The sequence below is a fragment of the Streptomyces mesophilus genome (assembly GCF_011044995.1).
Classification (GTDB): Bacteria; Actinomycetota; Actinomycetes; order Streptomycetales; family Streptomycetaceae; genus Streptomyces; species Streptomyces mesophilus.
In genome coordinates, this window is record NZ_JAAKZW010000009.1 from 42,297 (window position 1) to 54,671 (window position 12,375).

The following is a 12,375-nucleotide window of genomic DNA, read 5'->3' on the forward strand; positions in this document are numbered from 1 at the left end:
GTCCGTCGACCATGGGGAGCCGAAGCCATGCCCTTCGCACGTAACCAGTGGTACGTCGCCGCGTACGGCGAGGACATCGGGGACGCTCTGTTCGGGCGGACCATCTGCGGTGAGCCCATCCTCTTCTACCGGACGGCGGACGGACGTGTGGTGGGCATGGCGGACCGCTGTGTGCACCGCCGCTATCCGCTGTCGGCGGGCAGCAGGGTCGGCGACCGGGTCGTGTGCGGCTACCACGGCTTCACCTACGACCCCGACGGTTCCTGTGTGGCCGTGCCGGGCCAGTCACGCGTTCCGCGGACGGCCCGCGTCCCCTCGTATCCGGTCGTGGAGCAGGACTCCCTGATCTGGGTGTGGATCGGGGACGCCGCCGCGGCCGACTCCGCCGCCATCCCCCGTGCGCCCTGGCTGGACTCGCCCGACTACACGACGGTCCGCGGGATGGAACCCCTCGCCGCCCGCTACGAGTTGCTCGTGGACAACCTGATGGACCTCTCCCACGAGACCTATCTGCACGCCGGATACATCGGCACGCCCGAGGTCGCCCAGACCCCCATCACCACGGAGACCGACGAGGACGCCGGTGTGGTGTACGCGAGGCGCCGGATGAAGGACGTCGAGTGCCCGCCGTTCTACGCCAACTCCACCGGGATCAAGGGGCGTATCGACCGGTGGCAGGACATCGAGTACCGCCCGCCCTGTCTGTATCTGCTGCACAGCCGGATCGCCCCGACCGGTCTGGAACCGGGCCCCGACGGCGACGACAGCGCGGCGAACCACGCGGAGATCGTCTACGCGATCACTCCGGAGACCGAGCACAGCACCTTCGACTTCTGGATGGTGGCCCGGGACTTCGCGCGCGACGACGAGGAGGTCTCGGCCTTTCTCGCCGAGAGCAACCGCACCGTGGTGCTCCAGGACGTGACCGCCCTCAACCTCCTCGAACAGGCCATCGCCGCCGAACCCGAGGGGTACCAGGAGCTCAGCATCAACATCGACACCGGAGGCCTGGCCGCACGGCGGATGCTGCACCGGCTGATCGAGCAGTCGTGACGTCCGAGGGCCGGGTGCCGGACATGAAAGGCGGGTTCCAAGTGCCAGGCGTGAAGCGCGGGTTCCAGGTGTTCTGGCAGCCGGGCTCGGACATTCTCACCGGCACCTGTCACTGCGGGGCCGTCGTCCGCGCCGAGGACCCCATCGGTGTCTGGAACCGACTGCTCGCCCATCCCGACCACGGCCCGGAGGCGCGGTGATCGAGGTCGTCGTCGCGGACCGCGAGGCGGTGGCCGAGGACGTGGTGGCCCTGACCCTGCGCCGGGCGGCCGGCGGACCGCTGCCGCCCTGGGAGCCCGGTGCGCATATCGACCTGCGGCTCGCCGACGGCCTGGTCCGCCAGTACTCCTTGTGCGGGGACCCCGCCGATACGGAGTCCTGGCGCGTGGCCGTGCTGCGCGAGCCGGACGGGCGCGGAGGTTCGGCCCAGGTCCACGAACGGCTGCGGCCCGGTGTGCGGCTGACGTCCGAGGGGCCCCGTAACCACTTCCAACTCGCCGCCTCTCCAAGCTACTTGTTCCTCGCGGGAGGCATCGGGATCACACCGATCCTGCCGATGGTGGCGGCGGCCGATGCGGCCGGAGCGGACTGGCGTCTGGAGTACGGAGGCCGCAGCACGGCGTCGATGGCCTTCCGCACCGAGCTGGCCCGGTACGGCGACCGGGTGCGGATCCGGCCGCAGGACACCACCGGGCTGCTCGATCTCGACGGCCTGCTCGGCACACCGCTGCCGGACACCCTGGTCTACTGCTGCGGCCCCGAGCCGCTCCTGGCCGCCGTGGAGGAACGCTGCGCCCGCTGGCCCCAAGGGGCCCTGCGGGTCGAGCGGTTCACGCCGAAGCCGGTGGACGAGGCCGAGGAGGACGAGGGGTTCGAGGTGGAGCTCGCCCGCAGCGGTCTGACGCTGAAGGTACCCGCCGGCCGCTCCATCCTCGAAACGGTGGAGGCGGCCGGCGTCACCGCCCTGTCGTCCTGCCGCGAGGGCACCTGCGGCACCTGCGAGACCGAGATCCTGGGCGGGGTCCCCGACCACCGCGACGCGGTGCTCACCGAAGAGGAGCGGGCGGGCGGGGAGTTCATGATGATCTGCGTCTCGCGCGCCCATTCGTCGCGACTCCTTCTCGATCTTTGACGTCCGCCGTAGACTCCGTCGCCCTGGAAGCCCTGCGCGCACAGGGAGCCCGGGAAGCCATGGATGCCCTGATAGGGACGCCACGGACGCGACGGAGCGGAGACGGCGATGGACAAGCCCGCCCGGCCTTCGGTGACCCGGCGGGCGCTCGGGATCCTGGACGCGTTCACGCCGGAGCGGCCCGGCCTTTCCCTGGCGGAGATCAGCAGGCGGACCGGTCTGCCGCCCCCGACCGCGCACCGCCTCGCCGGCGAGCTGGTCGCCTGGGGCGCGCTCGAACGCGACGCGCACGGGATCTACCGGATCGGCCTGCGGCTGTGGGAAGTCGCCTCGCTCGCCCCGCGCGGCCCTGCGCTGCGGGAGGCCGCGCTGCCGTTTCTGGAGGACCTGTACGAGGCGACCCACCAGAACGTGCAACTCGCGGTGCTCGACGGCCTTGAGGTGATCTATCTGGAGCGGCTCTCGGGCCGGAACGCCGTCCATGTGTTCACCCGGGTCGGCGGCCGCTTCCCCGCGCACGCGACCGGAGTGGGCCTGGTGCTGCTCGCGCATGCGGACCGGGCCACGCAGGAACGTGCGTACGCCGGTCCGTTGCAGCGCTTCACCGAGAAGACGATCTGTTCCGGGGAGCGGCTGCGCCAGGTACTCGCCGAGGTGCGGCGGACCGGGGTGGCGGTCAGTGACGGGCAGGTCGAGCTGGTGGCACTGTCGGTGGCCGCGCCCGTGCACGGGCCGGACGACACGGTGGTGGCCGCGGTGTCGATCGTGGTCCCGGCCGAGGGTGCCGAGCCGCGCGCCCTCATCCCCGCCGTACGCGCGGGAGTCCGCGGCATCTCCCGCGCCCTGGGCGCGCCGAGCGCGCTGCGCGCCCCGGACTCGGCCGACCGCCTCAGCCAGAGCATCGGCCCGCGGGGCGCACCCGTCCGCCGGGGCCCTCAACTCAACGGCGCGAGCCCCGAGTTCAGTCGACCCGAATGAACTCGAGGGCTTCGTCCGCAAGGCGCCGCGCCGGCTCCTCGTAGCGGGCCCGCAGCTCCCACAGCACGTGTTCGCCACGGATCGCCGGCCAGTCCTGGGGCAGGTACTCGACGGGCAGTCGGGGGTCGAAGCGGACCAGTTGCAGCCATTCCGTGGTCATCCAGAGAAACCTGGCCAGGTCGTCGGGGGCGTCGGGCAGCGGGTCCGGGCGGTCCCAACGGGCCAGGAACGCCTGGTAGTTCTCCGTCAGCCCGTCGAGGTCGAAGGCGTCCTTGATCATCGACGGTACGTCCGTCGGCTCCTGCGCTGCGCCGGTGAAGACCTTCATATGCCCGTTCAGGCCGAGTCCCGCGGCGATCGGAGTCACATCCACCTCGGCGGGGGCGATCCACATCCCGTTGCCGAGCGAGCCGAAGCCGGCCCAGGTCAGCCGCGAGCGCAGCTCGTGCCGGCGGCTCTGCCAGGACTCCGGCATGGAGAACGCGAGCACGGTCCAGGATCCGTCCCAGTCGCCGTTGACCGCGCCATGGGTCCAGACCCGCTGTTCCCCGTCCATGAGGATGCGCCGCGAGCGGTCGGTGAGCCCGAAGTGCATCCGCCGGCCCTGCCGGTGACGGGCGAGCAGATCCTTGCCGACCATGCGGGTCAGCGTGGAGCGCAGCGCGTGCTCGCTGACACCGAGGCGCCCGAAGAGCTCGATGAAGCTGCCGGAGAAGACGGCGATGTCGCGCCGCAGCACGTAGTTGCCCAGAAAGGTGAGCATCAGGGACTGCGGCCGCAGCCGCGGAGGTGCCCCGGCGGGATCTGTGTCCACTTGTTCCGCTCCCCTTCGGATGATGCAGATGATGTTGGGCAGATTATTGACGGTCGTGACCAACACGCCTAACTTCAGGCAGGTTACCTCTTCGCCGGGCGTTGCCGGGGAGGGTGCGGCAGACCAGATCCATTCCCAGGAGGTCTTCCATGCGCAAGCTCATCCCCTTATTGGCGGCGGCCGCGCTGGCCCTGACCGCCTGCGGCTCCGGGGACACCGGTGGCGGCGGTGACACCATCAAGATCGGTTTCATCGAGTCGCTGACCGGCAACTACGCCCCGCTGGGCGGCGAGGCGAAGAAGACCGTCGACTTGGCCGTCGACCAGATCAACAAGGCCGGCGGCATCGACGGCCGGAAGATCAAACTGATCACCCTCGACGACAAGACCGCACCCGACCAGGGCGTGCTGCATTTCAATGAGCTCAGGTCGCAGGGGGTCACCGCGATTCTGGGGTCGACCTTCTCCAACGTCGGCCTCGCGGTGGAGCCGCTTGCCGAGCGGGCGAAGATCCCCTACATCTCCCTGGCCCCGGCGGACGAACAGGTCGACCCCGTCCAGAAGTACACGTTCGTGGTGCCGGCGGTCTCGTCCAAGTACGCCGAGGCGATGCTCCAGTACTTCCAGGCGCACAAGATCACCAAGATCGCCGTCGCGTACGACACCAAGAGCTCCTACTCCGTGGCCGGTTTCGCCGGGATGAAGAAGTACGCCGCCAAGTACGGCGTGACGATCGTCGAGGAGGAGCCGTACGAGACCACGGCGACCGACTTCAGCCCGGTCTTCACACACGTACGGAGCTCCGGCGCGCAGGCCCTCGTCGCGTGGGCGAGCGGCGCCCCTGGAGTGACCCTCGCCAAGCAGTTCCCCAACTCGGGCCTCAAGCTTCCCCTGTTCATGACCGCCTCGCAGGCCAGCAAGCTCTGGCTCGACCCGGTGGGCAAGGCGAGTGAGGGCGTGTACGTGCAGAGCGCCATCGGCGTCATCGGCGACACGCTGCCCGACGGCAAGCTCAAGAAGTCGATCGAGGAGATGTCCGTCCCGTTCAAGGAGAAGTACGGATACGAGCCGCCGCAGTTCGCCATGGACGGGTATGCGGGCGTGAAGCTGCTCGCCGCCGCGATCGAGAAGGCGGGCGGCACCGACAAGGAGAAGATCCGCGACGCACTCGAGTCGCTGACCCTGGTCACCCCGACGGGCAAGTACACCTACTCCCCCACCGATCACTCGGGGCTCAAACCGACGGACATCTCCATGAACCGGGTCAAGGACGGCAAGCTCGTGCCCACCGAGTGGTCGGCCGAACGCAATGCCGCGACCGCCAAGGCCGCGGGATGACCTCGCTGCTCGAAGTGCACGACGTCGGCAAGGCGTTCGGCGGTGTCTACGCCGTACGCGAGGTCGGCCTGACCGTGGCCGAAGGCGAGCTGCGCGGCGTGATCGGGCCCAACGGGGCAGGAAAATCGACCCTGTTCAATCTGATCAGCGGTCATCTCCTGCCCGATCACGGCACGTTGACCTATGCGGGTCGGCGTCTGGAGCGGCTGACCCCGCACGCCCGGGCCAAGCTCGGCATCGCGATCGTCTTCCAGGGCGCCCGGCTCTTCCTGGGCATGACGGCCCTGGAGAACGTGATGGTCGGCGCGCACGCCAGAACCCGGCACGGCTTCCTCTCGGCGGCGCTCCGGCTTCCGGCGCACCGCAGGGAAGAGCGGGCGATCAGGGCCGACGCCCTGGAGGCGCTCGACCGGGTGGGCCTCAAGGACTGGGCGGACCGGGCCGCCGAGGAGCTTCCGCTCGGCCAGCAGCGCTCGCTCCAGGTGGCCCGCGCGCTGTGCGCCCGGCCGCGGCTGCTGCTCCTGGACGAACCGGCCTCGGGGCTGCGCGCCGCCGAACGCGAGGCCCTCGCCCAGCTCATCGAGTCGCTTCGGGGCGAGGGCCTGACGACGCTGCTCGTCGAGCACGACGTCGCCTTCGTCGCCCGGCTCGCCGACCGGATCAGTGTGCTCGACCTCGGCGCGCACATCGCCGAGGGCACCCCGGCCGAGATCCGCCAGGACGAGCGGGTCATCGCCGCCTACCTCGGCAAGGAGGCCGCATGAACGTGATCGAGGCGGAGGACCTGGTCGTACGGTACGGAACGGCCACCGCTCTCGACCGGGTCGGCCTGAGGGTCGCGGCCGGTGAACTCGTCGCGCTCATCGGCCCGAACGGGGCCGGCAAGTCCTCCCTCGTCAACACGGTCCTCGGCATCGTCCGCCCGGAGTCGGGACGCGTCGCGGTGCACGGCCGCGCCGCCCTCGTCCCCGAAGGGCGGCAGCTCTTCGGAGACCTGACCGTCGACGACAACCTCGCGCTCGGCGCCTGGCGGCGCAGAAGAGACTCCAAAGCCCGCGACACCGGCAAGGTGTACGAGGTGCTGCCCGGCCTGGTCCGCCTGCGCAAGCGGCGCGCGGGCAGCCTGTCCGGCGGCGAGCAGCAGATGGTCGCGTTCGGACGGGCCCTGATGGCCGACCCGGATGTGGTGGTCGTGGACGAACTCTCCCTGGGTCTCGCCCCGTTGGTCACCGCGGACCTGGCCGCGCAGCTGCGCACTCTGAACGCCGAACGGGGCATGGCCGTGCTCCTGATCGAGCAGAACGCACGGCTCGCCCTCGACCTGTGCAGCCGCGGTTACGTCCTCGAGGCGGGCCGGATCCGAGCCGAGGGCACCGCGGCCGAGCTCACCGCGAGCGCCGAGGTCGCCGACGCCTATCTGGGGGCGGTCCTGTGAGCGACTTCCTCCAGTACCTCGTCGCGGGCCTGGCCGTCGGCTGCGGCTTCGCCCTGCTCGCCAGCGGATTGGTGGCCGTCCACCGGGTGACCCACGTGGTCAACTTCGCGCAGGGCATGTTCGCCGTAGTGGCGGGCCTGACCGCCGGTTCGCTGCTCTCGGCCGGGCTCCCGCACGGGGCCGCCGAGCTCCTCGCGGTCCTGGTGGCCGGCGCGGTCGGTCTGCTCGTCGGTCTCATCGCCACCGGCAAACCCGGGACCAGCGCCCAGTCCGCGCTGATCGTGACGCTCGGCGTGGGCTTCGTCGCGTACGCCGTCGAGATCATGATCTGGGGCGACAACCCCCGTTCCCATCCCGGACTCCGCGGCTCGGTGCAGATCGCCGACGCCTACGTGCAGAAGCAGTCGTTCCTCGTCATCGGCGTGACCGCGGTGGTGTTCACCCTGCTCGGCCTGTTCTTCACCCGCACCTACCTCGGCAAGGCCTTCACCGCCTGCGCCTCCAACCCCTACGCGGCGCGTGCGGTGGGCATCGACGTGACCCGTATGGGACTGATCGCCTTCGCCCTCGGCGGGATGCTCGGCGGCGCCGCGGGCGTGCTGCTCACCCCGCTCCTGCCGATCTCGTACAACAGCGATGTCCTGCTCATCACCAGCGGATTCGCCGCCGCGATCCTCGGCGGCCTCACCCGGCCGGGGCTCGCCCTCGTCGGCGCGCTGATCCTGGGCGTCGCGGAGTCCATGGTCGCCGGGTATCTGGACGCCTCGTACCAGACGGTGGTCGCGCTGCTCCTGATGCTCGCGATCATGATCTGGCAGGCCTCGCAGCGTACGTCGCTCACCGAAGAGGCGGCCCGATGAACGAATCCGTCCTTGTCCTCCTGCTGCTTTCCGCGATCGTGGTCACGGGCCTGTCCATGCTGATGGGCTACGCCGGCCAAGTCTCCCTCGGCCAGGCCTCCTTCACCATGATCGGCGCCTACACCGCGGCCCTGATCGCCACCCATGGCCGGCCGACCTGGCTCGGCCTGCTCGCCGCGCCGTTCGTCGCCACCGCGGCCGCCGCCCTGATCGGCATCCCGCTCCTGCGCCTGCGCGGCCACCGTCTCGCCTTCGCCACACTCGCCGTCCAGCTGGTGCTCCTGAGCGTCGTGGGACAGCAGGCGTGGACCGGCGGCGACATCGGCCTGCAGGGCATCCCGCTCCTGAACATCGGCGGTTACGAATTCTCCGGCGACCGTCCGTACATCTATCTCGCTCTCGCGGCCCTGCTCCTGGTCGTCCTGATCACGCGGAACGTCGTGGCCTCCCGGCCGGGGCGCGGACTGCGGGCCCTTGCCACCAGTGAGGTCGCCGCCGAGTCGTCCGGGGTGCCGGTGGCCACGTACAAACTGGTCGTCTTCAGCCTCTCGGCGGGCTTCGCCGGACTGGCGGGCGGCATCTACGCCTTCTACATCGGCTATGTGTCGCCCGGTTCGTTCCCCGTGCTCCTTTCCTTCGAATACGTGGTGATGGTCGTCGTCGGCGGCGCGGGCACCATCTGGGGTGCGCTCGCCGGCGCCACCGCGATCACCCTGCTGCTCCAGTGGCTCAACGACCTCGGCACCCGCGAGGGCATGCCCGCCTCCGCGCCCGCGGTCCTGTCCTATGCCGTCTACGGAGTGCTGCTGATCCTCGTGGTGCTCTTCCTGCCGCGCGGTCTGGTGCCCAGCGCGACGTCCTGGTGGGCACGGCACGTCCGATGGCCGCGACGCCGCACCTCGGAGCCTGCCGACACTCCGTCAACTGCCCCGAAGGAGATGCACTATGAGCCGAATTGATCTCAACGGCAAGGTGGCCGTCGTGACCGGTGGCGGGCGGGGCCTCGGGCTCGCCTATGCGCGGGCGCTGGCTCGTACGGGCGCCTCGGTCGTGGTCAACGACGTCGACGAGGAGATCGCCGCGGCGGCCGTCAAGGAGATCACCGGCGCGGGCGGGCAGGCGGTGGCGGAGGTCGTGCCCGTGGGGGACGCCGCGGCCGCCGACCGCCTCGTGGGGCGGGCCGTCGAGGCGTTCGGGCGGCTCGACGTCATGGTGACCAACGCCGGGATCCTGCGCGACCGGGTGCTGTGGAAGATGTCCGACGACGATTTCGACGCGGTCCTCGGCGTCCATCTGCGGGGCACGTTCACCTGCGCCCGGGCCGCCGCCGTACGGATGCGGGAGCAGGGCGACGGCGGCTCGCTCGTCCTGGTCGGCTCGCCCGCCGGACAGCGCGGCAACTTCGGGCAGACCAACTACGCCGCGGCCAAGGCGGGTATCGCCGCCATGGCCCGCACCTGGTCGATGGAGCTCGCCAGGTCCGAGATCACCGTCAATGCGATCATCCCCGTCGCGGCCACCGCCATGACCGAGACGATCCCGGTGTTCGCCCCGTATATAGAGGAGCAGCGCAAGGGCCGTCCGCTGCCCGATTTCCTGCGCAAGGGCGAGGGGTTCGGCACACCGGAGGACTGCGCCGCACTCGTCCCGTACCTCGCCTCGGACGCGGCCCGCGGCATCACCGGGCAGTGCATCGGCATCGGCGGGGACAAGCTCGCGCTCTGGTCGCACCCGCAGGAGATCGCGGCGGCCTACGCCGACGGCGGCTGGACACCGGAGACGATCGCCGCCGTCTGGCCCGCCTCGCTCGGCCGCGCGCCCCAGTCCGTGGGCATCCCGGCCCCCGTGGTCCCGGAGGGCTGACCGTGCTGAACCCCGACGAGCTCACCGCCATCGACGTGCACACGCACGCCGAGGTGTCCGCGCGCGGGAACGCCTCCCTGGACGAGGAGTTGAGCGACGCGTCCAGCACGTACTTCAAGATCGACCCGGCCCGGCGCAAGCCCACTCTGGAGGAGATCGCGGCCTATTACCGTGAGCGCTCCATGGCCGCCGTGGTGTTCACCGTGGACGCCGAGCACGCCACCGGGACGCCGCCCGTGCCCAACGAAGAGGTGGCCCAGGCGGCCGCGGCCAACCCGGACGTCCTCATCCCGTTCGCCTCGATCGACCCGTTCCGGGGCAAGGCGGGTGTGCGCCAAGTGCGGCGTCTGGTCGAGGAGTTCGGCGTACGGGGGTTCAAGTTCCACCCCAACGTCCAGGGCTTCTTCCCCAACGACCGGATCGCCTACGGCCTGTACGAGGCGATCGAGGAGCTCGGCGCCATCGCGCTGTTCCACACCGGGCAGACCGGGATCGGCTCCGGGATTCCGGGCGGTGGCGGCATCCGGCTGAAGTACTCCAATCCGCTGCATGTCGACGACGTGGCCGTCGACTTCCCGCATCTGAAGATCATCCTGGCCCACCCCTCGTTCCCCTGGCAGGACGAGGCGCTGAGCATCGCCACGCACAAGCCGGGCGTCTACATCGACCTGTCCGGCTGGTCGCCGAAGTACTTCCCGCCGCAGCTCGTCCAGTACGCCAACACCTTGCTCAGGGAGAAGGTGCTGTTCGGCTCCGACTACCCGCTGCTGACTCCGGACCGCTGGCTGGCCGACTTCGCCGAGCTCCCGATCAAGGACGAGGTGCGGCCCCTGATCCTCAAGGAGAACGCGGCGCGACTGCTGGGGCTGCGGAAGACCTGAGCCGTCCGCGCGAGGAGTCGAAAGGAGGTCACGCACATGCGCAACGAGGGAATCGGGTCGTGGCCGGCGCGCAGAGCGCGCAAGACCCCGCACCGCACCGCCCTGATCCACGACGGCAGCACGATCACCTACGGCGAGCTGCACCGGCGAGTCCTCCAACTCGCCCACGCGTTACGCACATTGGGCGTGCAGCGCGGCGACCGCGTCGGCTATCTCGGCCCCAACCACCCGTCGTTCCTGGAGACGCTGTTCGCCACCGGCGCGATCGGCGCCGTCTTCGTCCCGCTCAACACCCGCCTGGCCGCTCCGGAGATCGGCTATCAGCTCGCCGACTCCGGGGTGTCCGTCCTGATCCACGCCCCGACCCACGCACCACTGGTCGACTCCCTGCGCGCCACGACGGACGTCCGCGTGCACGTGGCGCTCGCGGACCCGTCCCCCTTTGCGGTCGACTACGCGGAGATGATGCGGGCGGCCCCGAAGGACCCGCTCGACGAGCCGGTGGCTCCCGACGACCTGTGCCTGATCATGTACACCTCGGGGACCACGGGCCGTCCCAAGGGCGCCGCCCTCACCCATGCCAACCTCACCTGGAACGCCCTCAACGTCCTGGTCGACACCGACCTGATCGCGGATGAGACCGCGCTGGTGTCGGCGCCCCTGTTCCACACCGCCGCGCTCAACATGCTCACCCTGCCGGTGCTGCTCAAGGGCGGCGCCTGCGTCCTCGTCCCGGCCTTCACACCCGACTCCACCTTCGAGCTGATCGAGCGCCACCGGGTCACGTTCATGTTCGGTGTACCCACCATGTTCAACGAGCTCGCCCGGTCCCCCAAGTGGCCCGCCGCGGACCTGACTTCACTGCGTCTGCTGACCTGCGGCGGCTCCCCGGTCCCGACCTCCCTCATCGAGACCTACGCCGCCCGGGGCCTGACCTTCCTCCAGGGATACGGGATGACGGAGGCGGCTCCCGGAACGCTGTTCCTCGACGCGGCCCACGCCGTGACCAAGACCGGCTCCGCCGGAGTGCCGCACTTCTTCACCGACGTACGCGTCGTCGGCCCCGACGGCGCCGACGTCACACCGGGCGAGCCGGGCGAGGTCCTGGTCAACGGCCCGCATGTCATGGCCGGTTACTGGGGCCTGCCCGACCAGAGCGCCGCCGTCCTCAGGGACGGCTGGTTCCACACCGGCGATCTGGCCGTACTCGACGAGGACGGCTACGCGTTCATCACCGACCGGCTCAAGGACATGATCATCTCCGGCGGCGAGAACATCTATCCGGCCGAGGTCGAAAAGGCCATCGCGGCCGACCCCGACGTCCTCGACTGCGCCGTCATCGGCGTCCCCGACCCCACCTGGGGCGAGGTCGGCCGCGCCGTCGTGATCCCCCGGCCCGGCTCGGGCCTCACGCCCGCACGCGTCATCGACGGCCTCCGGGGCGCGCTGGCCTCGTACAAGATCCCCAAGTCGGTGGTGTTCGCCGACGAACTGCCGCGCAACGCGGCCGGAAAGATCCTCAAATCCCGCCTGCGCGACCTCCACGGCTGAGGAGCCCTCATGCATGTGCACATCGACGACCTCGTCGGCCTGACCGGCAAAGAGCTGGGCACGAGCGACTGGTTCCCGGTCCCGCAGACCCGTATCGACACCTTCGCGGACGCCACCGACGACCACCAGTGGATCCATGTGGACCCCGAGCAGGCGAAGAACGGCCCCTTCGGCGTCCCCATCGCCCACGGCCTGCTCACTCTCTCGCTCTTCATCCCGATGTTCACGGCACTCCTGGACGTGGACGGGGTGCGGACCAAGGTCAACTACGGCTTCAACAAGGTCCGCTTCCCGGCCCCGGTCCCCGCCGACTCCCGCCTACGCCTGCACGCCCGCCTCACCGAAGCCACCGACGTCCCGGGCGGTGGCGTCCAGATCACGGTGGACGGCACGATCGAAATCGAGGACGCACCCAAGCCGGCCTGTGTGCTGCAGTCCGTCTCGCGCTTCTACCGCTGAGACGGCGCCCGT

Annotated in this window: 14 protein-coding genes; 13 read left to right on the top strand and 1 reads right to left on the bottom strand. The window is 70.2% G+C overall.

Features of this window, described 5'->3' with window-relative positions:
* Positions 1-27: 27 nt before the first annotated feature.
* The 4 genes from G6045_RS05235 (at position 28) to G6045_RS05250 (ending at position 3,163) form a co-directional block, all read left to right on the top strand.
* Positions 28-1,053 carry an aromatic ring-hydroxylating dioxygenase subunit alpha gene (locus G6045_RS05235; protein ID WP_165330611.1) on the top strand — a complete coding sequence of 342 codons (1,026 nt, stop codon included), beginning with the start codon at positions 28-30 and terminating at the stop codon, positions 1,051-1,053.
* Positions 1,054-1,094: 41 nt separating this feature from the next.
* Positions 1,095-1,253 (top strand): hypothetical protein, encoded by a 159-nt coding sequence (locus tag G6045_RS05240; RefSeq protein ID WP_165330577.1) that lies wholly within the window; start codon positions 1,095-1,097, stop codon positions 1,251-1,253.
* Positions 1,250-2,185 carry a PDR/VanB family oxidoreductase gene (locus G6045_RS05245; protein WP_165330612.1) on the top strand — a complete coding sequence of 312 codons (936 nt, stop codon included), beginning with the start codon at positions 1,250-1,252 and terminating at the stop codon, positions 2,183-2,185. Before G6045_RS05240 ends, G6045_RS05245 begins: the two co-directional genes overlap by 4 nt.
* A 108-nt stretch (positions 2,186-2,293) precedes the next feature.
* Positions 2,294-3,163, top strand: a complete 870-nt coding sequence (locus G6045_RS05250) for an IclR family transcriptional regulator (RefSeq protein ID WP_165330613.1) — start codon at positions 2,294-2,296, stop codon at positions 3,161-3,163.
* Here the strand turns inward: G6045_RS05250 and G6045_RS05255 are convergent.
* Positions 3,147-3,977, bottom strand: a complete 831-nt coding sequence (locus G6045_RS05255) for a PaaX family transcriptional regulator (protein WP_328707655.1) — start codon at positions 3,975-3,977, stop codon at positions 3,147-3,149. The two genes, G6045_RS05250 and G6045_RS05255, sit on opposite strands and share 17 nt — an antisense overlap.
* A gap of 149 nt (positions 3,978-4,126) precedes the next feature.
* Here G6045_RS05255 and G6045_RS05260 point away from each other — a divergent pair, with 149 nt between their 5' ends.
* The 9 genes from G6045_RS05260 to G6045_RS05300 are packed head-to-tail and all read left to right on the top strand — an operon-like array spanning position 4,127 to position 12,363.
* Positions 4,127-5,314, top strand: a complete 1,188-nt coding sequence (locus G6045_RS05260; RefSeq protein ID WP_165330614.1) for an ABC transporter substrate-binding protein — start codon at positions 4,127-4,129, stop codon at positions 5,312-5,314.
* Positions 5,311-6,078, top strand: a complete 768-nt coding sequence (locus G6045_RS05265) for an ABC transporter ATP-binding protein (RefSeq protein ID WP_165330615.1) — start codon at positions 5,311-5,313, stop codon at positions 6,076-6,078. The genes G6045_RS05260 and G6045_RS05265 overlap by 4 nt, the downstream gene beginning before the upstream one ends.
* Positions 6,075-6,749 carry an ABC transporter ATP-binding protein gene (locus tag G6045_RS05270; RefSeq protein WP_165330616.1) on the top strand — a complete coding sequence of 225 codons (675 nt, stop codon included), beginning with the start codon at positions 6,075-6,077 and terminating at the stop codon, positions 6,747-6,749. The genes G6045_RS05265 and G6045_RS05270 overlap by 4 nt, the downstream gene beginning before the upstream one ends.
* Positions 6,746-7,609 (top strand): branched-chain amino acid ABC transporter permease, encoded by an 864-nt coding sequence (locus G6045_RS05275; protein WP_165330617.1) that lies wholly within the window; start codon positions 6,746-6,748, stop codon positions 7,607-7,609. The genes G6045_RS05270 and G6045_RS05275 overlap by 4 nt, the downstream gene beginning before the upstream one ends.
* Positions 7,606-8,568: a branched-chain amino acid ABC transporter permease gene (locus tag G6045_RS05280; RefSeq protein WP_165330618.1), complete on the top strand. Its 963-nt coding sequence runs from the start codon at positions 7,606-7,608 to the stop codon at positions 8,566-8,568. Before G6045_RS05275 ends, G6045_RS05280 begins: the two co-directional genes overlap by 4 nt.
* Complete coding sequence (locus G6045_RS05285) at positions 8,555-9,472, top strand: SDR family NAD(P)-dependent oxidoreductase (RefSeq protein WP_165330619.1); 918 nt, start codon at positions 8,555-8,557, stop codon at positions 9,470-9,472. The genes G6045_RS05280 and G6045_RS05285 overlap by 14 nt, the downstream gene beginning before the upstream one ends.
* A 5-nt stretch (positions 9,473-9,477) precedes the next feature.
* Positions 9,478-10,353 carry an amidohydrolase family protein gene (locus tag G6045_RS05290; RefSeq protein WP_165330643.1) on the top strand — a complete coding sequence of 292 codons (876 nt, stop codon included), beginning with the start codon at positions 9,478-9,480 and terminating at the stop codon, positions 10,351-10,353.
* Between the two features lie 36 nt (positions 10,354-10,389).
* Positions 10,390-11,904, top strand: coding sequence for an acyl-CoA synthetase (locus tag G6045_RS05295; RefSeq protein ID WP_165330620.1), 1,515 nt, complete (start codon positions 10,390-10,392; stop codon positions 11,902-11,904).
* A gap of 9 nt (positions 11,905-11,913) precedes the next feature.
* Positions 11,914-12,363, top strand: coding sequence for a MaoC family dehydratase (locus G6045_RS05300; RefSeq protein ID WP_165330621.1), 450 nt, complete (start codon positions 11,914-11,916; stop codon positions 12,361-12,363).
* Positions 12,364-12,375 lie beyond the last annotated feature (12 nt).